Here is a 23,271-nt window from a genome sequence, read left to right on the forward strand (position 1 = left end):
GGCGGGGTCAGCGCACCGAGGGGGTGACGAACGGGGGGCGGGTGACGCGCATCTGGGCGCGGCGGCCGCGGATGTCGACCTCGACCAGGTCGCCGTCGGTCAGCTTCGCGGCGGTGTCGAGGAGGGCGAGGGCGACGCCCTGCTTCTTCGTGGGCGAGAACGTGCCGCTGGTGATCGTGCCGACCTCAGCGTCGCCGACGTGCACCGTCATGCCAGGGCGCGGGATCGCGCGGTCGACCGCCTCCAGGCCGCGTAGCGTACGCCTCGGGCCGGCGGCCTTCTCCGCGAGCAGCGCGTCGCGGCCCCAGAAGACCGGCTTGTCCCAGCCGACCGCCCAGCCGGAGCGGCCCTGCACCGGGGTGATCTCCAGCGACAGGTCCTGACCGTGCAGCGGGTAGCCCATCTCGGTGCGCAGGGTGTCCCGGGCGGCCAGCCCGCAGGCGCGCAGGTCGGCGTCCGCCGCGAAGAGCGCGTCCCAGACCGCGACCGCGTCGGTCGCCGGCACCACCAGCTCGTAGCCCAGCTCCCCGGTGTAGCCGGTGCGGCACACCGTCAGCTCCACCCCGTCGAGCGTCGCGGTGGAGAAGCTCATGTAGTCGTGCCCGGTCGGCAGGCCCAGCGCGTCGAGCAACTCGGCCGAGCGCGGGCCCTGCACGGCGAGAACGGCGTACGCCTCGTGCTCGTCGGTGACCGTGACCGACGCCGGGGCGGCGGCGCGCAGCCGGCGCACCACCTCGGCGGTGTTCGCGGCGTTCGGGATGAGGAAGACGTGGTCGTCGGCGTGCAGGTAGGCGATGATGTCGTCCACCACGCCGCCGGTGGCGTCGTCGCAGCAGAGGGTGTACTGCGCCCGGCCCGGCCCGATCCGGCCCAGGTCGTTGCTGAGGCAGGCGTTGACGAACTCCGCCGCGCCCGGCCCGGTGACCCGCGCCTTGCCCAGGTGGGAGACGTCGAACACGCCCACCCCGGTGCGCACCGAGGTGTGTTCCTTCAGCACCCCGCCCCCGGCGTACTCCAGCGGCATCTCCCAGCCACCGAACGGGGCGAACTTGGCGCCGCGAGCGGTGTGCCGCTCGTGCAGCGGAGAACGGCGCAGCCGGGTCTCGGCGGCGTCGGAGGTCACGTCGGTCATGGGTGGGAACTTACCGGGAGCTGGGCGGCTGGTTAGCATCGGCGGGACCCGTCGGAGCCGTCGACGGGACAGCCCCGACCTCCGACGGGTACGTTCCGCCGGAGACCTCCATCGCCGGTACGCGACGACGCGACCGGCCCGGCCCGCCCGGAGTAGCTTCAGTGACATCGCCCAGCACCACCCTGAGCCTGGTCGACACCGACCCCGCCGAGCTCGCCGTCGACGCGATCGTGATCGGCCTGCACAGCCAGACCGGCGAGCAGGACGCCACCACCGGCCTGGCCGGAACCCTGCTGCTGGCCAGCGGCGCGGAGAGCATCGCCGCCGCCTTCGACGGCAAGCTGACCGAGACGCTGGCCCTGCTCGGCGCGACCGGCGCCCCCGGCGAGGTGATCAAGCTGGCCACGCTGGGCACCGTGACCGCCCCGGTGGTCGCCGCCGTCGGGCTCGGCCCGGAGCCGACCGGCGCCGCCCCGGCCCCGGAGACCCTGCGCCGGGCCGCCGGCGGGGCCGTACGGGCGCTCGCGGGCGCGCCGCGGGTGGCGCTCGCGCTGCCGCTGCCGGACGACGCCGACGCGCCCGCGGCGCTGCGCGCGGTGGCGGAGGGGGCGCTGCTCGGCGGCTACCGCTTCGCCGGCTACAAGACCCGGCCGCAGCCGTCCCGTCGGGAGCCGGTGGCCGAGGTGCTGGTCGCCGTGCCGGACGCCGGTGACGCCGGCGCCCAGGCCGAGATCGCCCGCGCCCAGGTGGTGTGCGGCGCGGTCCGGCGCAGCCGGGACTGGGTCAACACCGCCCCGAACGAGCTGCGCCCGCCGTCCTTCGCCGACTCGGTGGCGGACTCCGCCCGGGAGGCCGGCTTGACGGTCGAGGTGCTCGACGAGGCGGCCCTGGCCGCCGGCGGGTACGGCGGCATCATCGCCGTCGGGCAGGGCTCGGAGGCCCCGCCGCGGCTGGTGAAGCTGACCTACACCCCGACCGGCGGTGGCAACGGCAAGCGGGTGGCGCTCGTCGGCAAGGGCATCACCTTCGACACCGGCGGTATCTCGATCAAGCCGGCGCAGGGCATGTGGGAGATGAAGTCCGACATGGGAGGCGCCGCCGCGGTGGCCGCCACCATGCTGGCGGTCGCCGCGCTCAAGCCGTCGGTGGCCGTGACGGCGTACCTGCCGATGGCGGAGAACATGCCGTCCGGGCGGTCGTACCGGCCGGGTGACGTGATCAGCATGTACAACGGCAAGAAGGTGGAGGTGCTCAACACCGACGCCGAGGGCCGGATGATCCTGGGCGACGCGATGGCGCGGGCCTGCGAGGACGGCTGCGACTACCTCTTCGAGACCTCCACCCTCACGGGCGGGCAGGTCGTGGCGCTGGGCAAGCGGATCGCCGGCGTGATGGGCAGCCCCGAGCTGTGCGAGCGGGTCCGCACCGCCGGCGACGCGGTCGGCGAGCCGGCCTGGCCGATGCCGCTGCCGGACGACGTGCGCAAGGGCATGGACTCCGACGTCGCCGACATCTCCCAGGTCAACGCCGGCATGGACCGGGCGGGGCACATGCTCCAGGGCGGGGTGTTCCTGCGGGAGTTCGTCAGCGCCGACGTCGACTGGGCGCACATCGACATCGCGGGCCCGAGCTACCACTCGGGCGAGGCGACCGGCTACTGGACCAAGGGCGGCACGGGCGTACCGGTCCGCACGCTCGTCCAGCTGGTGGAGGACGTCGCCGCCAACGGCTGACGTACGCGAAGGAGGGCCCCTCGCTCGGCGGGGGGCCCTCCTTGCGTTCTCACCCGGCCGGGCGCCGGCTCAATACAGCTCGGGGCGGCGCTTGCGGCGCTCGTTGTAGTCGCGCATCCGCTGCGGGTAGCCCATCAGCCGCACGTCGTAGACCGGGATGCCCATCCGGTACGCGAAGCGGCGGGCGCCGTCGGGGCCGTCGATGCGACGGCGGGTCCACTCCCCGTCGTCGGCGATCAGCATGACCGTGGTCTCGGTGACGGTGGTCCGCGGCTCGATGTAGGCCTCGACCCCGCGCCGGCTGCGCACGAAGCCCTCGAGGTGCTCCAGATCGGCGCGGTCGGCGGCCCGGTCGAGGCTGACCGCCCGCGTCTTCTTGCGTCGCCGGAACAGTCCCACCGGGCGTCTCCCCCTCAGTCCGTCATCGAAGCCAGTGCCAAGCGTACGTGTCACGGACGTGTCGTTGGGCACCTCACTACGCGGGCGGCGGGCGGTGGTGACAAGATGACCGAGGTGGGGTGTGCCCGTGTTGCCCCGCCGTGACCCCCGAAGCAGTGACGCGACCTGGGAGTTGGACGTGAGCGAGCCGAACGACGCAACCTTCGACATCGTCATCCTCGGAGGTGGCAGCGGCGGCTACGCGACCGCCCTGCGCGCCGTCCAGCTGGGCCTGAAGGTCGCGCTGGTCGAGAAGGGCAAGCTCGGCGGCACCTGCCTGCACAACGGTTGCATTCCGACCAAGGCGCTGCTGCACGCGGCCGAGATCGCCGACCAGACCCGCGAGTCGGAGCAGTTCGGCGTGAAGGCCGAGCTGGTCGGCATCGACATGGCGGGGGTCAACGCCTACAAGGACGGCGTGATCTCCCGGCTCTACAAGGGCCTGCAGGGCATGCTCAAGGGCAACAAGTCGATCACCATCGTCGAGGGCCACGGCAAGCTGGTCGGCAAGAACGTCGTCGAGGTCGACGGCAAGCGCTACACCGGCCGCAACATCGTGCTGGCCTCCGGTTCGTACGCGAAGAGCCTGCCCGGCCTGGAGGTCGACGGCGAGCGGGTCATCACCAGCGACCACGCGCTCACCCTCGACCGGGTCCCGGCCTCGGCGATCGTGCTCGGCGGTGGCGTGATCGGCGTCGAGTTCGCCAGCGTGTGGAAGTCCTTCGGCGTCGACGTCACGATCGTCGAGGCGCTCCCCCGGCTGGTCGCGGCCGAGGACGAGGAGTCCTCGAAGGCGCTGGAGCGGGCGTTCCGCAAGCGGAAGATCAACTTCAAGGTCGGCAAGCCGTTCGAGAAGGTCGAGAAGACCGACAAGGGCGTCAAGGTCACCATCGCCGGCGGTGACACCGTCGAGGCAGAGCTGCTGCTGGTCGCCGTCGGCCGCGGCCCGAACACCGCCGACCTCGGCTACGAGGAGCAGGGCGTCAAGATGGACCGCGGCTACGTGCTGACCGACGAGCGGCTGCGCACCAGCGTGCCGAACGTCTACGCCGTCGGCGACATCGTGCCCGGCCTCCAGCTCGCCCACCGGGGCTTCCAGCAGGGCATCTTCGTCGCCGAGGAGATCGCCGGGCAGAACCCGGCCGTCATCGACGAGGTCGGCATCCCCCGCGTCACCTACTCCGACCCGGAGCTGGCGTCGGTCGGCCTGACCGAGGCGAAGGCCAAGGAGCAGTACGGCGCCGACAAGGTCAAGACCTACAACTACAACCTGGGCGGCAACGGCAAGAGCCAGATCCTCAAGACGGCCGGCTTCGTCAAGCTCGTCCGGGTGGAGGACGGCCCCGTCGTCGGCGTGCACATGGTCGGCGCCCGGGTCGGTGAGATGGTCGGCGAGGCGCAGCTCATCTACAACTGGGAGGCGTACCCGGCCGAGGTGGCGCAGCTCGTGCACGCCCACCCGACGCAGAACGAGGCCCTGGGCGAGGCGCACCTGGCGCTCGCCGGCAAGCCGCTGCACGCACACGCCTGATCACGACAACCGCGGCGTCCGGCGACGGGCGATGATCCCACCAGGGGAATGAAGGAGTCTTTGAAGATGCCGGTATCGGTCACCATGCCCCGGCTCGGTGAGAGCGTCACCGAGGGCACCGTCACGCGCTGGCTCAAGCAGGAGGGCGACACCGTCGAGGTCGACGAGCCCCTGCTCGAGGTGTCGACCGACAAGGTCGACACCGAGATCCCGTCCCCGGCGGCGGGCGTGCTGAGCCGGATCGTGGTCGGCGAGGACGAGACCGCCGAGGTCGGCAGCGAGCTGGCCGTGATCGCGGGCGAGGGCGAGTCCACCGGCGGCGGCGAGACCGCCCCGCAGCAGGAGGAGCCGGCCGAGGAGGCCGCCGAGGCCGCCGAGGAGCCGCAGGCCGAGGCGGAGCAGCCGGCCGTCGAGGAGCCGGAGCCCCAGGCGCAGGCCGCGCCGGCGCCGTCGGGCGAGGGCACCCCGGTCAAGATGCCGGCGCTGGGCGAGAGCGTCACCGAGGGCACCGTCACCCGCTGGCTCAAGCAGGTCGGCGACACCGTCGAGGTGGACGAGCCCCTGCTGGAGGTCTCCACCGACAAGGTCGACACCGAGATCCCGTCGCCGGTGGCCGGCACGGTCCTGGAGATCAAGGTTGCCGAGGACGAGACCGCCGCGGTCGGCGCCGACCTGGCCGTGATCGGCGCCGCCGGCGCCGCCCCGGCCGAGGCGAAGCCGGAGCCGAAGCCCGAGCCCAAGGCGGAGGCCAAGCCCGAGCCGAAGCCGGAGCCGAAGGCCGAGGCCAAGCCGGAGCCCAAGGTCGAGGAGCCGACCCCGGGCATGTCGTACAACGAGCCGTCGGCGGAGGCCGAGACCTCGGCGCAGCCCGCGCAGGCCGAGCAGAAGGCCGTGCCGTCGGCCCCGGCCCCGCAGCGCCCGTCGGCGCCCGCCCAGGGCGGCGGCGAGGAGGCCGCCGGCTACGTGACCCCGCTGGTGCGCAAGCTGGCCAGCGAGCACGGCGTCGACCTCTCCTCGGTCAACGGCACCGGCGTCGGCGGCCGGATCCGCAAGCAGGACGTGCTGGAGGCGGCGGAGAAGGCGAAGGCCGCCAAGGCTGCGCCGGCCCCGGCGCAGCAGCCCGCCGCGGCGGCCCCGGCCAAGCCGGCCGCCAAGCCGCAGCCGAGCGCCAAGCGTGGCAGCACCGAGAAGCTCCCCCGGATCCGCGCGACGATCGCCAAGCGGATGCAGCAGTCGCTGCACGAGATGGCGCAGCTGACCACCGTGGTCGAGGTGGACGTCACCAAGGTCGCCAAGCTGCGGGCGCAGGCCAAGGAGTCGTTCCAGCAGCGGCACGGCGTCAAGCTGTCGTTCCTGCCGTTCTTCGCCCTCGCGGCGGTCGAGGCGCTGCAGGCGTACCCGATCGTGAACGCCAGCATGGACCTCGACGCCGGCACGATCACCTACCCGGACTCGGAGAACCTCGGCATCGCCGTGGACACCGAGCGGGGCCTGATGGTGCCGGTGATCCACGGCGCGGGCGACCTGAACCTGGGTGGCATCGCCAAGCGGATCGCCGACCTGGCCGAGCGCACCCGGACCAACAAGATCAGCCCGGACGAGATCGCCGGGGCGACCTTCACGCTGACCAACACCGGCAGCCGGGGCGCCCTCTTCGACACCCCGATCGTGCCGTCGCCGCAGTCGGCGATGCTCGGCACGGGTGCCGTGGTCAAGCGTCCGGTCGTCGTCAACGACCCGGAGCTGGGCGAGGTCATCGCCGTCCGGTCGATGGTCTACCTGGCCCTGTCGTACGACCACCGGCTGATCGACGGCGCGGACGCCGCCCGCTTCCTGGTCGCGGTCAAGGAGCGGCTGGAGTCGGGCAACTTCGAGGCCGAGCTCGGCCTGTAGTTCCCGCCTGGACCACCCGACGGGCGCCCCAGTCACCGACCGGGGCGCCCGTCGCCGTTCCGGCGGCCCGCCAGACCGCCGCCGACCGGTCCCTTCGCCCGTCCGGCCCCCGTCCACCGTCACCCCCGGGGCCCTCGGCAGGCTCACGCGATTCCGGCCCGGCGGCGACAGGGCGCTGCCAGAGTGGATGAGGTGGGCGGCATCCGGTGGCGCGAGCGGCTGGGACCGGCCGTCTCGATCGCCCCCGGCGCCCGGGTCGACCGGTTCGAGGTCTTCTTCGACCTGGTCTTCGTCTTCTCGTTCTTCATCATCACCCGCGCCACCGCCGCCAACATCTCCGGCTGGCAGCTCGCCCACGCCATGCTCGTGCTCGCCGTGCTCTGGTGGTGCTGGGTCGTCCACTGCGTGGTCGCCACCCGGGTCCGGCTCGGCGAGGGCTTCGTACCGGTGCTGATGGTCATCGGCATGGCCGCGCTCTTCTGCTTCGCGCTGTCGCTCCCCCAGGCCTTCAGCGACGCGACCGACGTGGCCGCCGGACCGATGGTGGTCGCGCTGAGCTACGTGGTGATCCGGGGCGTACACCTGGCGCTGTACTGGCACGTCGCGCAGGAGAGACCCGGCGAGCGCCGGCTGCTGCTGAAGTACTCCCCGGAGATGGCGGTCAGCACCCTGCTGCTCATCTCCGCCGCGCTGATCCCGCCGCAGATCGACGACCCGGGCCGGGCGGCGATGCTGCGCGACGGCCTCTGGGTCAGCGTCGTCCTGCTCCAGTACGGCATGGGCCTGGTCGCCGGCGCCTGGGGCTGGACGGTGACCTCCGCCGAGCACTGGACCGAGCGGTACGACCTCATCCTGATCATCGCCCTGGGCGAGTCCGTCATCTCCGTCGGCGTCGGCAGCAACCTGCTCGGCCAGCCCCCGACCTGGCCGGCGGTCGCCGCGGCGGTGCTCGGCATCTTCTTCACGGCCGCGCTGTGGTGGGCGCACTACGACGTGATCGCACCGGCCGCCCGGATAGCCCTGCACGCGGCGGAGGGCCGGCCCCGGGTCTCGATGGCCCGCGACGCGTACGCCTACATGTACCTGCCGATGATCGCCGGGATCATCCTGTTCGCCCTCGGCGCCGAGGAGATCGTGCACCAGGTCGCCGATCCGGGCACGCCCGTCGGGGACCCCACGCACGGTCCCGGCGTCCTGCTGCTGTTCGGCGGGGTCGCCTGCTACCTGTGCGCGAACATGCTGTTCCAGTGGCGCACCCTGCGCACCGTCTCGTGGACCAGGGTCGGCGCCGTGCTGCTGTTGGCCGCCACCCTTCCCGTCGGCCAACGGCTGCCGGCGCTGGCCGCCCTCACCATGCTCACCGCGATCTGCGTCGGGCTGGTGGCCGTCGAGGCGGTGGTCATGGCGGACTCCCGGCGCGCCCTGCGCGAGATGGTCTTCGAGGAGAAGAGCACCCACGAGGCGCACGAGGCCGCCTGGCGCGCCCGCTGGCGCGAGCCCACCCCGGACGAGCCGTCGACCTGACAGCTGGCACCGGAGCACCCCGCTCTCCCGCCGGGCCGTAGCACTCCGTAGCACCCTGACTAGGATCGCGTCGTGGCAGAGCACGCTCACCGGGAGATCACGCAGCGGGAACTGCGCAACGACGTGTTCGAGCCGCTGCCCTTCGACGCCGAGGCAGCGCGGGCCTTCGGCCTGGTCACCAGTGCGGTCCTGGCCACGGGGCGCACCACCCGGCGCCGGCTGGCGGACCTGATGATCGCCTCCATCGCGTACGCGAACGGGCTGTCGCTCCACGCCACCAACCCGGCCGACTTCGTCGGGCTGGAGGAGCTGGTCTCCGTCCGGCCGGTCCGTCGGCCCTGAGGGCAGCACCGGAGGCCTCCTCGGGGTGCCCCTCCCGCCGCCCGCGGGACGGGTAGGTCTGCCGGTAGCAGAATCGGCTCCGCCGGGCTTGGTTGGTCGGGCCGTGCCCGGCAGGGTGGGCCCATGGCGACCTTCACCCTCCAGGCGACCCCGTCCGACGGCCCGAGCTGGCTGGAGCTGGCCCGGCGCACCGAGGCGGCCGGCTTCGACGCCCTTTCCACCGCCGACCATCCCGGCGCGGCGGCGTCGCCCTTCGTCGCCCTGGCCGCCGCCGCGGCGGTCACCGAGCGGATCGGCCTGGGCTCGTACGTCTCCAATGCCGGCGTCCGCGAGCCGATGCTGCTCGCCTCGGACGTGGCCTCCCTCGACCTGCTCTCCGGCGGGCGGGCCCGGTTCGGCCTCGGCGCCGGCCACACCCCGGCCGAGTGGCGCGCCGTCGGCCGGGAGCGCCCCGACGTCGCCGGGCGGGTGCGCCGCTGCCTGGCCGTGGCCGACGCCGTCCGGGCCCTGCTCGACGGCGAGGAGGTCACCGTCGACTCCCCCGACCTGGTGCTGCGGGGCGCCCGGCTGGAGAAGCCGCGCCCGGTGCAGCGGCGGATCCCGTTCACCCTCGGCACGGCGAACTCCGCGATGCTGCGCTGGGCCGGCGCGCACGCCGACGTGGTCGGGCTGTCCGGGCTCGGCCGCACCCTGCCCGACGGCTACGCGCACACGGTGCGCTGGCGCGAGGCCGACATCGAGCAGCAGCTCGCCTGCGTGGCGGCCGGCGCGGCCGGGCGGGCCGAGCCGCCGGTGCTGGAGGCGCTCGTGCAGCACGTGGCCGTCACCGACGACGCCGGGGCCGCCGCCGCACCCACGGCGGCCGACGTCGGGCTGAGCGTGCCCGAGCTGCTCGCGACGCCGTTCGTGCTCATCGGCACCGAGGACGAGATCGTCGCGGCGGTCGCCGCACACCGGCGCCGCTGGGGCGTCACCCGCTTCGTCGTACGCGAGGACGCACTCGATCCGCTCACGCCGGTGCTGGCCCGTCTCGCCGCCTGAGCGACGCATCGACGGCGATCGGGGCGGGGACGCTTCCGGTCATCGAAACTTTCTGACATCATCCGGCAGATAGATCGAAGGTTATGACCGTGGAGGTTCGGATGCGTACCCGCCTGACGAGTTCCCTCAGCGCCGCCCTGCTGGCGACCGCCGCGTTCCTGGTGCCGGCGTCACCCGCCGCCGCCGCGCCGTCGTTCCGCACGCCGTTCCCGTGCGACCAGACGTGGTCCGGCCAGACCCGCACCACCCACAGCCCGCAGTACGCGATCGACTTCAACCGGACCAACGACCACGGCGATCCGGTCAAGGCCAGCGCCCCGGGCACGGTGGACGTCGTCGCCAACCTCGGCGACACCAGCTACGGCCGGTACGTGCGGATCAACCACGGCAACGGGTACACCACCTACTACGCCCACCTCAGCGGCTTCAACGTCTCGGTCGGCCAGTCCGTCGGCTACAACACCACCATCGGCTACGTGGGCAACAGCGGCGGCTCCTCCGGCTCCCACCTGCACTACGAGCAGCGCCTGAACGGCAGCGACATCAAGGTGCGCTTCAGCGGCAACCTGGCGCTCTACTTCGGGACGCAGAACTACACGCGTACCGCCGGCTGCTGATCCGGCGCGACGCCGCCGGCCGGTCGGCGGCGTCGCGCCCGGTGCGGTGCGTGCCCGCCACAGCGCATCCGATCCGCCGTCCGTACCCGAAGATGGGAGCATGCGGATCCTCATGGCCGGCGCGTCCGGCTTCCTCGGCACCCGGCTGGTCGACCGGCTCACGGCGGACGGCCACCAGGTCACCCGGCTGGTCCGCCGGCCGCCGCGCACCGCCGACGAGCGGCAGTGGAACCCGTCCGCCGCGCAGCTCGACCCGGCGGTGGTGGCGGAGGCGGACGCGGTCGTCAACCTGGCCGGCGCGGGCGTGGGCGACAAGCGGTGGAACGACGAGTACCGGCAGCTGATCCGGTCCAGTCGGGTCGACACCACCACCACGCTGGCGATCACCATCGCCGGCCTGCCCGCGGCCGACCGGCCGAGGACACTGCTGAACTCGTCGGCGGTCGGCTGGTACGGCAACACCGGCGACCGGGCGGTCGAGGAGGACGCCCCGGCGGGCGAGGGCTTCCTGGCCGACGTCTGCCGGGTCTGGGAGGCCGCGACCCGGCCGGCCGAGGACGCGGGCGTACGCGTCGTGCGGCTGCGCATCGGCCTGCCGCTGCACCGCGACGGCGGGCTGCTCAAGCCGCAGCTGCTGCCGTTCCGGCTGGGCATCGCCGGGCGGCTCGGTAGCGGCCGGCAGTGGCTGCCGTGGATCTCCATGGCGGACTGGCTGGACGCCGCGCGGTTCGTGCTGGACCGCGACGACCTGGTGGGACCGGTCAACCTGGTCGGGCCGGCCCCGGTGACCAACGCCGAGTTCACCCGGGAGCTGGCCCGGCAGCTGCACCGGCCGGCGATCGTCCCGATCCCGGCGCTGGCGTTGAAGGTGGTGCTGGGCGGCTTCGCGCACGAGGCGCTGACCAGCACCCGCGTCCTCCCGGGCGTGCTCGCCGGTGCCGGCTTCACCTACCGCCACCCCACCCTGGCCGCCGCCCTGCACGCGGCCCTCACCGCCCCCTGAGCCGGTCGACCACGAGGTTGTCGTCACGCCGCGCGGGGCGGGGTGACGACAACCTCGTGACCGACGCGCCGGAGCGGGATCAGCAGCCGATCACCCAGTGGTTGGGGCCGGTCTGCTTGAGGGTGCTGGTGTAGAAGGTGTTGTAGAGGCCCATCCGCTGGTTCGAGCCGTTGGCGTAGGCGTAGCCGCCGGACTGGTAGGCGCGGCCGGCGGTGACGTGCGCGTAGTTGCTGGCCGTGACGCAGGTCGGCGCCGTGGTCGGGCTGGCGGTCGGGGAGGCCGTGGGGCTCGCGGTCGGGGACGCGGTGGGGCTCGCCGTCGGCGTCGGGGTGGGGTTCGTCCCGCCGTTCAGGCCGAAGAAGACCGCGTCGTGGTACGCCGAGCAGATGGTGTCCAGCAGGTACGCGGCGGCGGTGCCGCACTGCTCGGCACCCGGGCCCGGGTCGACCGGGGTGCCGTGCCCCATGCCGGAGACCCGGTAGACGCGGACGTCGTTGTTGCCGTACACCTCCAGGCTGGTGTTGGCGGGCAGCGACGCGGTGCTGGTGGGGGTCTGCGAGACGCCCCGGACGTTGGTCCACTGGTCGCGCAGCTCGGTGGCGTTGGCCGGTACGACGGTGGAGTCCGACGTGCCGTGCCAGATGGCGACCCGGGGGCGCGGGCCGGTGTGCCCGGGGTACGCGGCCCGGACCGCGTTGCCCCACTCCTGCGGGGTCTTGTTCACCCCGCTGTACTGGCAGGTGCTGGTGGAGGCGGGCGGCGAGCAGCGGTACGGCAGGCCGGCGACGACCGAGCCGGCGGCGAACACGTCCGGGTAGGTGGCCAGCATGACCGCGCTCATCCCCCCGCCGGCGGAGAGGCCGCTGACGAACACCCGGCGGGCGTCGGTGCCGTAGTTGTTCCTCGCGTGGTCGACCATCTGCCTGATCGACAGGGCCTCGCCGGAGCCTCGGGTGATGTCCTGCTCGGTGAACCAGTTGAAGCAGCTCAGCGGCTGGTTGGCGCTGGACTGCTGCGGCACGATCAGGGTGAACTTCCACTGGTCGGCGAACTTCTGCCAGCCGGAGTTGGCGAAGTAGCCGGCCGCGTTCTGGGTGCAGCCGTGCAGCAGCACGACGGCCGGGGCACCCGCCGGCAGGTTGTCCGGCCGGTACGCGTACATGGCGAGGTTGCCGGGGTTGGAGCCGAAGTTGGTGACCTGGGTGAGGGTGGCGGCCTGGGCGGGGGCGGCGACGGTCGCCACCGCGGCGGCGGCGAGGACCATCCCGGCGACCGCGCCGGTCAGCCGGGAGAGCAGGGACGGGGAGCGGCGCACGGGGCCTCCTGGGGACGGGGTGTGAACTGGGTCACCCGCGAATTGCCGCGACGTTACGTCGATGCGTCGATGATGTGACATGGGGCACGGTCACACATTCCGCGCCCGGAGGATGTGCGTCCTGACCGGCGTGCCCCGGTGCGGTTGGTAACGTCCGCTGCGTGCCGACCTCCCCGTCCCTGGCGCCTTCGCCGGCCTCGCCGCCCCGCGTCGTCCGCCACCGGCGGGCCGACCTGATCGTGGCGCTGGTCGCGCTGGCGCTCGCCGTCTGGGTGACCAGCGGGCTGTGGCAGGGCCCGAACAGCCGCGCCATCACGGTCAACTCCAGCGACCAGGCGCTCTTCGAATGGCTGCTGGCCTTCGGCGGCCACGCGGTGACCCACGGCGACAACCCGCTCTTCACCTACCTGATCAACGTCCCCGACGGGGTGAACCTCGCGGTCAACACCTCGATCACCGTGTACGCGGTGGTCTTCGCGCCGCTGACGTACCTGATCGGGCCGCCTGCCACGTTCCTGGTGATCCTCACCCTCAACCTGGCCGCCACCGCGCTCGCCTGGTACTGGCTGCTCTCCCGGCACCTGGTCCGCAGCCCGCTCGCCGCCGCCGTCGGCGGGCTGTTCATCGGCTTCTCCCCCGGCATGGTCTCGCACGCCAACGCCCACCTGAACTGGACGGCGGGCTGGCTGGTGCCGCTGCTGATCTGGCGGACCTTCGCGCTGCGCCGCTCCCGGCACCCGCTGCGCGACGGCGCGATCCTCGGCCTGCTCGTCGCCGTCGCCTTCTCCATCGCCGCCGAGGGGCTCTTCTTCACGGCGCTGGCGCTCGGCGTCTTCGTCGCCGTCTGGGCGCTGCACCCGGCCCGTCGCGCCGAGGCCCGCGCGGCGCTGCCGACCTTCCTGCGCGGCCTCGGCGTGACCGCCGTCGTCGCGGGCGTGCTGCTGGCGTACCCGCTGTGGCTGCACTTCGCCGGCCCGCAGCGCTTCCACGGCACCGGCTTCGACGCGGTCATCCACTCCGAGGACGTGGTCGCCTACGGGGCGTACCCGCGCCGGTCGCTCGCCGGGGAGGTGGGGCTGGGTACCCGGCTGGCGCCGAACCCGACCGAGGAGAACTCCTTCTTCGGCATCGGGCTGCTGCTGCTCACCGTCGCCTGCTTCGTGGCGCTGTGGCGCCGGGCCGACGCGGCCCGCCGGGCGACGCTCTGGGCGCTGGGCGTCACCGCCGTCGTCTTCACCGTGCTCTCCTTCGGCCCCGAGGCCAAGATCGACGGCCGTCGTACGGACCTGCCGATGCCGTTCGACCTGCTCGGGCACCTGCCGGTGGTGAACGCCGCCCTGCCCGCCCGGCTGGCGCTGGTCGTGGCGCCGGTGATCGGGGTGCTGCTCGCGTACGCCGTCGACCAGCTCCGCGCCGATCCGCCCCGGCGCCGCCGGACGCGGCTGGCCTGGTGGGCGGGGTTCGCGCTGGCGCTGCTGCCGCTCGTGCCGACGCCGCTGCTGACCATCGAACGCGAGCCGATCCCGCGCTTCATCACCGCCGGGACGTGGCGGGAGTACGTCTCCCCCGGCGGGGTGCTGACCCCGGTCCCGCTGGCCCTCGACGTCTACCCCGACGGCCAGCGCTGGCAGGCGTACGCGCTGGCGCACCGGCAGGGCGAGTTCGCCATCCCCTCCGGCTTCTTCCTCGGCCCCGGCGGCCCGGACGGCCGGGGCCGGATCGGCCCGCCGCCGCGCCCGTTCGGCGCGCTGATGGACCAGGCCGGCCGGACCGGGCTGGTGCCGATCATCACGGAGGGCAGCGTCGAGGAGGTCCGCGCCGACCTGCGGCACTGGCGGATCGAGACGATCGTGCTGCCCGACGAGGTGCACGGGGCGAAGTGGCCGGTCGACGAGGAGGCCATCCGGCGTACGGTGACGTCGCTGCTCGGGCCGCCCGAGCGGGTCGACGACGTGTGGCTGTGGCGGGTCCCGCAGGGCTGAGCCGTCGCCCCGGCCGACCGCGGCGGCCGGCCCCGCCGCCGGGTCCCGCCGTGAGCCGCGTCACCGATGGTGACCGGCCGGTACGGGTCTAGGCTTGGCGGCGTGACCACGACGACCTCCGGCCTCACGGCCGTCCGCGCCGGTGTCCTCGACTACCAGGCCGCCTGGGACGAGCAGCGCCGGCTGCACGAGTCGGTGGTGGCCGGCGAGCGCGGCGACACCGTGCTGCTGCTGGAGCACCCGAGCGTCTACACCGCCGGCAAGCGCACGGAGCCGTGGGACCGCCCCATGGACGGCACCCCGGTCGTCGACGTGGACCGGGGTGGCAAGATCACCTGGCACGGCCCGGGGCAGCTGGTCGGCTACCCCATCGTGCGGTTGCCCGACCCGGTCGACGTGGTCGCCTACGTCCGCCGCACCGAGCAGCTGCTGATCGACGTCTGCGCCGAGTTCGGGCTGACCGCCGGCCGGGTCGAGGGGCGCAGCGGGGTCTGGGTGCCCGAGGACGACCGGGGCCCGGCGCGCAAGGTGGCGGCCATCGGCATCCGGGTCGCCCGCGGGGTGACCCTGCACGGCTTCTCCATCAACTGCGACTGCGACCTGGGCCACTTCGACCGGATCGTGCCCTGCGGCATCCGCGACGCCGGGGTCACCTCGCTCACCGCCGAGCTGGGCCGCCCGGTGTCCGTGGCCGACGTGCTGCCGGTCGTGGAGCGCCACCTGCCCACCCTCGTCACAGCCTGACCGGTGCGGATCGACCTGGTCACGATCGTCGTGGCCGAGTACGACCCGGCCACCCCACCCCCGGCCCCCACCCACCCCCACGCCTGCGCCGTCGATCATGAGGTTGGCGGCGAAGTCGATCTCCTTCAGTGCCGCCAACCTCATGATCGCCAAATGGGGGTTGGGGGGTGGGGAGTTAGGGGGTTAGGCGGTGGAGGTCGCGGGGGAAGGCGGTGACCTCCCGGACGTTTGTCGCGCCCGTCAGGCGGGCCACGAAGCGTTCCAGGCCGATGGCGAAGCCGCCGTGCGGGGGCATCCCGTGCCGGAACGCGTCGACGTAGCCGGCGTACGGCTCGACCGGCTCGCCCCGGGCGGCGAGCGCCGCCAGGTAGTCGGCGTGCCGGTGCAGCCGCTGCCCGCCCGTCACCAGCTCCAAGCCCCGGAAGAGCAGGTCGAACCCGTTGGAGTACGCGGGCCGCGCCGGGTCCGGGTGGGTGTAGAAGGGCCGCTTCGCCATCGGGTACCCGGTGACGAAGAGGAACTCCGAGCCGTGCTCCCGCCGCGCCCACTCGCCCAGTGCCCGCTCGTGCGCCGGGGCGAGGTCCGGCTCGTCGGCCGGCGCACCGGCGATCTCCAACGCCTCGGTGAAGTGCACGGCGGGGATCTCGGCCGGCACGTCCGGGGCCGACACCCCGAGAGTGTCCAGCGCGGTTCCGGCCCGCTCGCGTACCGCGTCGAGCATGCCGGCCACGGTGTGCCGCAGCACGGCCATGACGTCCCGGTGGTCGGCGACGAAGCCCAGCTCGGCGTCCAGCGAGGTGTACTGCGCCAGGTGCCGGACGGTGTCGTGCGGCTCGGCCCGGAACACCGGCCCCACCTCGTAGACGCGCTCGAAGACGCCGACCATGAGCTGCTTGTAGAACTGCGGCGACTGCGCCAGGTACGCGGGCCGGCCGAACCAGTCCAGCGCGAAGACGTTCGCCCCGCTCTCGGTGGACGAGCCGACCACCTTCGGCGTGTGGATCTCCACGAAGTCGCGGGCGTCGAGCGTGGCCCGGAACCCGGCCACCGCCGCCGCCGAGACGCGCAGCGCCGCCGAGCGGGTCGGGTGGCGCAGCGCGACGGGCGCGTGGTCGAGCTGGGTGGGCAGGCTCGCGGTGAGCGCCGGCCGGTACAGGTCGAACGGCGGCGGTACGGCGGGCGGGCCGAGTGGACGTACCGTCGGCGCGGTCAGCTCGACCCCGGCGGGCGCGGTCGGGTTCGCGACCACCGTGCCGGTGACCTCGACGACCGTCTCCTCGGTGAGTGCCTCCACCTCGGCGCGCACGGCCGGGTCGGTGATGACCACCTGGGTCAGGCCGGCGGCGTCCCGGACGATCAGGAAGGCCACCGACTTGAGCAGCCGGCGGCGGTGCACCCAGCCGGCGATCCGGACGGGTACGCCGACATGGGCGGAGAGTTGGGTGGAAAGGATGCGTTGCACGGCGGTACCTCCTCGATAATCGCAACGCGATCCCCGGGAGGTGTGGGCGAGCGGGAAACCTCGCGGTGCCACCACACCTTCGCCCCCGCTGGCGGGGGCCTCGTTCGTCGCCTTTTCACCGGGGCCAGCCGGGCGGGCTCTACTGGGCGGTGCGGCCTGCCCGCGCAGTCGCGCGGCACCGGCCACCCGCCGTTCTTCCCGCAGCTCGGGAGGGTCTTCGCGGGCCCGGCGCCAGACCGCCTCGCAGCAACCGGCGGCTCTCTTCAACTGGCGGTCGGGGCGCTACTCGGCTCCGTCACAGCTCTGGCGGGCACGCTAGCACCCACGCCGGTGCTCCTGTGACTGGTTTTTCCCGGCCCCGGTGTCCGGCGTCACAAGACTTCCGGGGTGACGCCGGTCGCCCGAACTACATCGACGGCGGCCGTCGGGCGTAGGCTCGGTTTTGTGACGATCGAGCACTCCGCGCCGACGACCGGCCAGGCAGCGCGCACGACGACGCCCGCCCCCGAGGGGCGGCGTCTCCTGCGGATCGAGGCGCGCAACGCCGAGACGCCGATCGAGCGCAAACCGCCGTGGATCAAGGTCAAGGCCAAGATGGGGCCGGAGTACACCCAGCTGCGCGGGCTCGTCTCGCGCGAGGGGCTGCACACCGTCTGCCAGGAGGCCGGCTGCCCCAACATCTACGAGTGCTGGGAGGACCGGGAGGCCACCTTCCTCATCGGTGGCGACCAGTGCACCCGGCGCTGCGACTTCTGCCAGATCGACACCGGCAAGCCCGCCGAGTTCGACGCCGACGAGCCGCGCCGCGTCGCCGAGTCGGTGGTCTCGATGGGCCTGCGCTACGCGACCATCACCGGCGTGGCCCGCGACGACCTGCCCGACGGCGGCGCCTGGCTCTACGCCGAGACCGTCCGGCAGATCCACGCTCTCCAGCCGGGCTGCGGCGTCGAGCTGCTGATCCCCGACTTCAACGCGGTCCCCGAGCAGCTCGCCGAGGTCTTCGGCGCCCGGCCGGAGGTGCTCGCCCACAACGTGGAGACCGTGCCGCGGATCTTCAAGCGGATCCGGCCGGCCTTCCGCTACGAGCGGTCGCTGGACGTGATCCGGCAGGCCCGCGCCGACGGGCTGGTCACCAAGTCCAACCTGATCCTGGGCATGGGCGAGGAGCGCGCCGAGGTCTCCCAGGCACTGCGCGACCTGCACGAGGCCGGCTGCGAGCTGATCACCATCACGCAGTACCTGCGCCCCACCCCCCGGCACCACCCCGTCACCCGCTGGGTCAAGCCGGAGGAGTTCGTCGAGCTGCGCGAGGAGGCCGAGGAGATCGGCTTCGCGGGCGTGATGAGCGGGCCGCTGGTGCGCTCGTCGTACCGCGCCGGGCGGCTCTACCGGCAGGCGCTCGAGGCCCGCGAGGGACTTCCGGTCACCGCCGGCTGAGCACCCCGGCGACGCGCCGGCACCGTTCGACCACGGGCCGGCGGCAAACTGCCATGATCGGCTCATGACGGCCGGCGTACGCCAGCAGTGGCGTGACTCGCGTCCCGCGCTCCCGCCCGACCGGCGGCCCGTGCTGCCGACCGTCCTCGCCGTGCTCGCCGTCGTGGCCGGGACCGGCTACCGCCTCGGGCTGCTGCTGCACGACGCGCCGCCGACCAACAGCGACGAGGCCACCATGGGCCTGGCCGCGCTGCACATCTCCCGCGGGCAGGAGTTCCCCGTCTGGTTCTACGGCCAGGCGTACATGGGCACGCTGGAGGCCTACCTGGCCGCGCCGGTGTTCGCGCTGGTCGGCCCGTCGACGTTCGGGCTGCGCCTGCCCACCCTCGCCCTGTACGCGGTCTTCGTCGTACTCGCCTGGCGGCTGACGCTGCGGCTGACCGGGGACCACTGGTTCGCCCTGCTCGTCGTGGCGCTGCTGGCGCTCGGCTCCGACCGGGTCGTGAAGAACCAGCTCATCGCCGGGGGCGGGTACCCGGAGATGAACGCGGCCGGGGTGGCGCTGGCCGTGCTGGCGTACGACCTGGCGGCCGGCCGGCCGGGACGCCGACTGCCGCGCTGGGCGGGGTGGGGATTCCTGGCCGGGCTGATGCTCTGGGTGGACCCGCTGGTGCTGCCGTACGTGGCGGCGACCGGCGCGGTGCTCCTCGCGTACGGCCGGCGGGAGCTGCGCGGCCGGGCCGGCGTGCTGCTCGGTGCCGCCGCGCTCGTCGGGGCCGGGCCGCTGCTGGTGCACAGCCTGGCGACGGGGCGCAATCCGGTCGCGGCGGTGCTCGCCGCCGGTGGCTCCGGGCAGCCCGCCGGCTGGGCGGACCGGCTGCACGGCGGGCTGGTGCTCGGCCCGCCGCTGGGCATGGGCTTCTGCTCCCCGAGCCACTGCGCGCCCGGCCAGTCGTGGTGGGCGCTCGCCCTCCCGCTGCTGCTCCTCACGGCCGCCCTCTCGGCCTGGCGCGCGCTACGCCCACCCGTCGCAGATCTTGGACAGTTGCCGTTCAGGTCCGACGGCAACTGTCCAAGATCCAACGCGGCGGCGGGCGGGGCGGTCCGGCTCGCCCTGGTGGCGGCCGCCGTCGCGACGCTCGCCCTGTACACGGCCAGCAGCGCCGCGGGCCGCACGCCGGTGGAGAGCTCCCGGTACCTGTCCTGCCTGCTCATCTCCGTCCCGGCCCTGCTCTGGCCGCTCTGGTCGGCCGCCCGCCGGGGCGTGACGGGTGTCGCGGCGGTCCTGGTGCTCGCGGCGACGCTGGGCACCGCCGCCGTGGCCACCGCAGGCGCGGTCGAGGCCGCGCCGGCCGCCCGCGCCGCCGAGGTGCGGCACGCCGGACTGGTCGCCGCGCTACGCCAACGGGGCATCCGGCACGTGTACGGCGGCTACTGGACCTGCAACCGGCTCATCTTCGCCACCCGCGAGGACGTGCTCTGCGCGGTCGTCGACGACGACCTGCGCCCGGGGCACGACCGGTACCTGCCGTACCGCCGGGCGGTGGGGCAGTCGACGGCACCGGCCTGGGTCGCGCCGGCCGGCTCACCGCTGGCGGCCCGCCTGGACGAGCGCCATCGCGCCGACCCGGCCGCGTTCGACCTGGTCACCGTCTCCGGCTGGCGGATCTACCTGCCCCGCCCCTGACCGACGCCTCCACCCCAGGCGAGGGCGGGTCCACCGGTTCCTCAGCGGTGGGGTGGGCCCGGCCGAGCCGCAGCCCGGCGCGGAGCTGAAGCCAGCGCAGCCCGGCGCGGAGCTGAAACCGGCGCGGGCCGGCGCAGAGCTGGAGCCCGTGCAAGCCGGCGCGGAACTGGAGTCGGCGCGGGCCGGACACGCACGGCAGGTCGATCCGGGCACGCCCGCTCCCCCGTCCTCCTCGCGGCCCCTCGGCCGCGGCACGGCGGCGTGAGGGGCTCAGCCCGGCCGCGGACAACGCGACGTGCGGCGACCACTAGACTCTGCGGCATGGCAAAGCCCCAGGAGAAGGTCTCGTTCGGCCAGCGGCTGAAGCAGATCGGGATGGTGTTCAAGTTCACCGCCAAGCAGGACCGGTGGTTCGCGCCGTTGGCCGCCGGCGCGGTGCTGATCCCGCTCGCGCTCACCGTGGTCGCGGTCCTGCTCTGGAGCTGGATCTGGCTGCCGCTGGGCATCCTGTTCGCCCTGCTCTGCCTGCTGATCGTGCTCAACCTGCGGTCCAACAAGGCGATGATGAACGCCGCCGAGGGGCAGCCCGGCGCGGCGGCCCAGATCATGGAGAGCATGCGGGGCGACTGGCGGGTCACCCCGGCGGTCAGCTCCACCACGCAGATGGACATGGTCCACCTGGTCATCGGCCGGCCCGGGGTGATCCTGCTGGCGGAGGGCAACCCGCAGCGGGTACGCGGGCTGCTCGGCCAGGAGAAGCGGCGGCTGGCCAAGGTGATCGGCTCCGCCCCGCTCTTCGACTACGTGATCGGGCAGGAGGAGGGCGAGCTGCCGATCCGCAAGCTGCGGATGACGCTGATGCGGCTGCCGCGCAACCTCAGCGGCAAGGACGTCAACTCGCTGGACAAGCGGCTCAAGGCGCTCACCGCCCGCCCGCAGATGCCCAAGGGCGCGATCCCGAAGAACATGCGACCCGCGCGGGGCGCGTTCCGCCAGACGCGCGGTCGCTGACCTTCCGACGCGTACGCGAAAGAGCCGGGCCTGTTCGCAGGGCCCGGCTCTTCGTTCGTCTCAGGGGCGGGGGGCGTCGGTGACGACGGAGCCCGCCAGGCGGTCGTGCAGGCCGCGACGGTGGCCGTCCATCAGCAGGGCCGGGACGACCAGGGCGAGCAGCAGGCCGCGCAGCAGGGCCCGGGCCACCCCGATGCGACCGCCGTCGGCCCACGCGACGCAGCGGATCTTCGTGATGAACATGCCCGGCGTCTGCGCGAAGAGCCCGAGGAAGAAGCCGTACTCGACGATCAGCACCAGCACGGGCGCCCACCCGTCGCGGACCGGGTCGGCGAAGCCCCCGGCGACGAGCAGGCAGAGCACCCAGTCGATCACCAGCGCGCCGAACCGGCGCCCCAGGCTGGGCGGCGTGAAGGTGGGATCCGACGCGGGCGGTACGGGGCGATCATGCGGCTTGGTCACAACGGTCAAGGGTATCCAGGGGGCATGGACGGATCGGGGACGGTTGCCCGCACCCGGGCAGCAAAAAGGGGCGAAAGCGAGCAAGTGTCAATAGAATGGCACAGCCGGTGGCGTCCCGTCGCACGGTCCGGCCCGCCCGAGCGGCGCGGATGACGCTCCGCGAGGGACGTAACACGGCAGAAACACTCAAGACATGGCCGGGCAACCGCGCGGCCATAGCGTCGCCAAGAGCCTAGCCACCCGTGGACGTGCCAGGAGGACGTGTGTTCGCCAATCCCGAGGAACTCCTGCGATACCTCAAGAACGAGGACGTGAGGTTCGTCGACGTACGGTTCTGTGACCTGCCCGGCGTGATGCAGCACTTCAACCTGCCGGTCGAGTCCGTCGACGATGCCTTCTTCACCGAGGGCCTGGCCTTCGACGGGTCGTCGATCCGCGGTTTCCAGGCGATCCACGAGTCGGACATGCTCCTGCTCCCGGACGTCGCCACCGCCTTCATCGACCCCTTCCGGGCGCAGAAGACCCTCGCGCTCAACTTCTTCATCCACGACCCGTTCACCCGCGAGGCCTACAGCCGCGACCCGCGCAACGTGGCGAAGAAGGCCGAGGCCTACCTGGCCGCCAGCGGCATCGCCGACACCGCGTACTTCGGCGCGGAGGCGGAGTTCTACATCTTCGACTCCATCCGCCACGAGACCTCCGCGCACCAGTCGTTCTACTACATCGACTCGATCGAGGGCGCCTGGAACACCGGCCGCGAGGAGCCGGGCGGCAACCGCGGCTACAAGACCGCGTACAAGGGCGGCTACTTCCCGGTGCCGCCGGTCGACCACCTCGCCGACCTGCGCGACAGCATCGTGCGCCGGCTGGTCGACAGCGGGTTCACCGTGGAACGCTCGCACCACGAGGTGGGCACCGCCGGCCAGTCCGAGATCAACTACCGGTTCTCGACGCTGCTGCACGCGGCCGACCAGCTCCAGCTCTTCAAGTACATCGTGAAGAACGAGACCTGGGCCAACGGCAAGACCGCGACCTTCATGCCGAAGCCGCTCTTCGGCGACAACGGCTCCGGCATGCACACCCACCAGAGCCTGTGGCTCAACGGCGAGCCGCTGTTCTACGACGAGACCGGCTACGCCGGCCTGTCCGACATGGCCCGCTGGTACATCGGCGGCCTGCTGCACCACGCCCCGTCGCTGCTGGCCTTCACCAACCCGACGGTCAACTCGTACCGCCGGCTGGTGCCGGGCTTCGAGGCGCCGGTCAACCTGGTCTACTCGCAGCGCAACCGCTCCGCCTGCACCCGCATCCCGGTGACCGGCAGCAACCCGAAGGCCAAGCGCGTCGAGTTCCGCGTGCCGGACCCGTCGGCCAACGTCTACCTGGCCTTCTCGGCGATGATGATGGCCGGCCTCGACGGCATCAAGAGCAAGATCGAGCCGCCGGCGCCGATCGACAAGGACCTCTACGACCTGCCGCCGGAGGAGTGGGGCGACGTCAAGCAGGTGCCGGGCTCGCTGTCGGCGGTGCTCGACTCCCTCGAAGCCGACCACGACTACCTGCTCGACGGCGGGGTGTTCACCCCCGACCTGATCTCGACCTGGATCGAGTGGAAGCGCGCCAACGAGGTCGACCCGGTGCGCCTGCGCCCGACCCCGCACGAGTTCGCCATGTACTTCGACTGCTGACGCAGCAGGTCACCTCAGGAAGGCCCCGGGTCCCCCGGGGCCTTCCTGCGTCCGCATGTCACTGGGGCAGCGCCGAGGAGCTGGCGCTGCTCAGGACCCGGACGCGCGAAGGCCCCCGGGTCCCCCGGAGCCTTCCTGCCTCACCGCGCACCCCCGACGATGCCCCGCGCCTTCCCGCCCAGCCCATCGGCACCGGCCCGACCGCCCCGGCCTGACCGGCTCCGACAGC

The 23,271-nt window shown here is 73.1% G+C and carries 19 protein-coding genes; 14 read left to right on the forward strand and 5 right to left on the reverse strand.

Annotated elements, in window-relative coordinates; genetic code table 11:
* Positions 1–7: 7 nt before the first annotated feature.
* Complete coding sequence (gene gcvT, locus ACN27A_RS11505; RefSeq protein ID WP_421452350.1) at positions 8–1,132, reverse strand: glycine cleavage system aminomethyltransferase GcvT; 1,125 nt, start codon at positions 1,130–1,132, stop codon at positions 8–10.
* Between the two features lie 161 nt (positions 1,133–1,293).
* On the opposite strand from gcvT, the gene ACN27A_RS11510 reads away from it, so the two are divergent.
* Positions 1,294–2,865: a leucyl aminopeptidase gene (locus tag ACN27A_RS11510; protein ID WP_421452353.1), complete on the forward strand. Its 1,572-nt coding sequence runs from the start codon at positions 1,294–1,296 to the stop codon at positions 2,863–2,865.
* A 69-nt stretch (positions 2,866–2,934) separates the two neighbouring features.
* Here the strand turns inward: ACN27A_RS11510 and ACN27A_RS11515 are convergent, their stop codons facing one another.
* A complete protein-coding gene (locus tag ACN27A_RS11515) occupies positions 2,935–3,264 on the reverse strand; it encodes a hypothetical protein (protein WP_151456448.1) in 330 nt (109 codons plus the stop codon).
* Between the two features lie 178 nt (positions 3,265–3,442).
* On the opposite strand from ACN27A_RS11515, the gene lpdA reads away from it, so the two are divergent.
* From lpdA to ACN27A_RS11550, 7 genes are all read left to right on the forward strand, one after another.
* Complete coding sequence (lpdA, locus tag ACN27A_RS11520) at positions 3,443–4,834, forward strand: dihydrolipoyl dehydrogenase (RefSeq protein WP_132236095.1); 1,392 nt, start codon at positions 3,443–3,445, stop codon at positions 4,832–4,834.
* Between the two features lie 66 nt (positions 4,835–4,900).
* Positions 4,901–6,727, forward strand: coding sequence for a 2-oxoglutarate dehydrogenase, E2 component, dihydrolipoamide succinyltransferase (gene sucB / locus ACN27A_RS11525; protein WP_421452356.1), 1,827 nt, complete (start codon positions 4,901–4,903; stop codon positions 6,725–6,727).
* Between the two features lie 192 nt (positions 6,728–6,919).
* The gene (locus ACN27A_RS11530; protein WP_421452359.1) at positions 6,920–8,251 is read left to right on the forward strand and encodes a low temperature requirement protein A; all 1,332 of its coding nucleotides are present in this window, start codon (positions 6,920–6,922) and stop codon (positions 8,249–8,251) included.
* 72 nt (positions 8,252–8,323) lie between these two features.
* Positions 8,324–8,593 (forward strand): hypothetical protein, encoded by a 270-nt coding sequence (locus ACN27A_RS11535; protein ID WP_421452360.1) that lies wholly within the window; start codon positions 8,324–8,326, stop codon positions 8,591–8,593.
* Between the two features lie 123 nt (positions 8,594–8,716).
* The gene (locus ACN27A_RS11540) at positions 8,717–9,634 is read left to right on the forward strand and encodes an LLM class flavin-dependent oxidoreductase (RefSeq protein ID WP_421452363.1); all 918 of its coding nucleotides are present in this window, start codon (positions 8,717–8,719) and stop codon (positions 9,632–9,634) included.
* Positions 9,635–9,735: 101 nt separating this feature from the next.
* Entirely contained in the window at positions 9,736–10,251 is a 516-nt protein-coding gene (locus ACN27A_RS11545; RefSeq protein WP_421452366.1) for a M23 family metallopeptidase, read from the forward strand.
* Positions 10,252–10,351: 100 nt separating this feature from the next.
* On the forward strand, positions 10,352–11,254 hold the full coding sequence (locus ACN27A_RS11550; RefSeq protein ID WP_421452368.1) for a TIGR01777 family oxidoreductase: 903 nt from the start codon (positions 10,352–10,354) through the stop codon (positions 11,252–11,254).
* A 79-nt stretch (positions 11,255–11,333) separates the two neighbouring features.
* Here ACN27A_RS11550 and ACN27A_RS11555 read toward each other — a convergent pair whose 3' ends face one another.
* Positions 11,334–12,569 (reverse strand): alpha/beta hydrolase family esterase, encoded by a 1,236-nt coding sequence (locus ACN27A_RS11555; protein WP_421452371.1) that lies wholly within the window; start codon positions 12,567–12,569, stop codon positions 11,334–11,336.
* A gap of 161 nt (positions 12,570–12,730) precedes the next feature.
* On the opposite strand from ACN27A_RS11555, the gene ACN27A_RS11560 reads away from it, so the two are divergent.
* Together ACN27A_RS11560 and lipB are read left to right on the forward strand one after the other, a co-directional pair.
* A complete protein-coding gene (locus ACN27A_RS11560) occupies positions 12,731–14,551 on the forward strand; it encodes a DUF2079 domain-containing protein (RefSeq protein ID WP_421452373.1) in 1,821 nt (606 codons plus the stop codon).
* 102 nt (positions 14,552–14,653) lie between these two features.
* Positions 14,654–15,295 (forward strand): lipoyl(octanoyl) transferase LipB, encoded by a 642-nt coding sequence (gene lipB, locus ACN27A_RS11565; RefSeq protein ID WP_327029189.1) that lies wholly within the window; start codon positions 14,654–14,656, stop codon positions 15,293–15,295.
* A 175-nt stretch (positions 15,296–15,470) separates the two neighbouring features.
* Here the strand turns inward: lipB and aspS are convergent, their stop codons facing one another.
* Entirely contained in the window at positions 15,471–16,757 is a 1,287-nt protein-coding gene (gene aspS / locus ACN27A_RS11570) for an aspartate--tRNA(Asn) ligase (protein ID WP_421452376.1), read from the reverse strand.
* A gap of 387 nt (positions 16,758–17,144) precedes the next feature.
* Between aspS and lipA the strand changes: the two genes are divergently transcribed.
* The 3 genes from lipA to ACN27A_RS11585 all read left to right on the forward strand — a co-directional run bounded on the left by lipA (position 17,145) and on the right by ACN27A_RS11585 (position 20,892).
* On the forward strand, positions 17,145–18,194 hold the full coding sequence (gene lipA / locus ACN27A_RS11575) for a lipoyl synthase (RefSeq protein WP_192581533.1): 1,050 nt from the start codon (positions 17,145–17,147) through the stop codon (positions 18,192–18,194).
* A gap of 64 nt (positions 18,195–18,258) precedes the next feature.
* Entirely contained in the window at positions 18,259–19,881 is a 1,623-nt protein-coding gene (locus ACN27A_RS11580) for a hypothetical protein (protein ID WP_421452379.1), read from the forward strand.
* 321 nt (positions 19,882–20,202) lie between these two features.
* Positions 20,203–20,892 (forward strand): DUF4191 domain-containing protein, encoded by a 690-nt coding sequence (locus ACN27A_RS11585; protein WP_421452382.1) that lies wholly within the window; start codon positions 20,203–20,205, stop codon positions 20,890–20,892.
* A gap of 60 nt (positions 20,893–20,952) precedes the next feature.
* Here the strand turns inward: ACN27A_RS11585 and ACN27A_RS11590 are convergent, their stop codons facing one another.
* Positions 20,953–21,354: an RDD family protein gene (locus ACN27A_RS11590; RefSeq protein WP_421452385.1), complete on the reverse strand. Its 402-nt coding sequence runs from the start codon at positions 21,352–21,354 to the stop codon at positions 20,953–20,955.
* A 263-nt stretch (positions 21,355–21,617) separates the two neighbouring features.
* On the opposite strand from ACN27A_RS11590, the gene glnA reads away from it, so the two are divergent.
* Positions 21,618–23,042 (forward strand): type I glutamate--ammonia ligase, encoded by a 1,425-nt coding sequence (gene glnA / locus ACN27A_RS11595; protein ID WP_393164959.1) that lies wholly within the window; start codon positions 21,618–21,620, stop codon positions 23,040–23,042.
* The last annotated feature ends 229 nt before the right edge of the window (positions 23,043–23,271 follow it).

It is taken from the genome of Micromonospora sp. WMMD737, assembly GCF_049179055.1.
GTDB lineage: Bacteria > Actinomycetota > Actinomycetes > Mycobacteriales > Micromonosporaceae > Micromonospora > Micromonospora reichwaldensis.

Excerpts from the sequence above, each read along its gene's own strand:
- gcvT (WP_421452350.1), bottom strand. The coding sequence starts at position 1,132 with ATGACCGACGTGACCTCCGACGCCGCCGAGACCCGGCTGCGCCGTTCT.
- sucB (WP_421452356.1), top strand. The coding sequence starts at position 4,901 with ATGCCGGTATCGGTCACCATGCCCCGGCTCGGTGAGAGCGTCACCGAG.
- ACN27A_RS11540 (WP_421452363.1), top strand. The coding sequence starts at position 8,717 with ATGGCGACCTTCACCCTCCAGGCGACCCCGTCCGACGGCCCGAGCTGG.
- ACN27A_RS11545 (WP_421452366.1), top strand. The coding sequence starts at position 9,736 with ATGCGTACCCGCCTGACGAGTTCCCTCAGCGCCGCCCTGCTGGCGACC.
- ACN27A_RS11550 (WP_421452368.1), top strand. The coding sequence starts at position 10,352 with ATGCGGATCCTCATGGCCGGCGCGTCCGGCTTCCTCGGCACCCGGCTG.
- ACN27A_RS11580 (WP_421452379.1), top strand. The coding sequence starts at position 18,259 with ATGACGGCCGGCGTACGCCAGCAGTGGCGTGACTCGCGTCCCGCGCTC.
- ACN27A_RS11585 (WP_421452382.1), top strand. The coding sequence starts at position 20,203 with ATGGCAAAGCCCCAGGAGAAGGTCTCGTTCGGCCAGCGGCTGAAGCAG.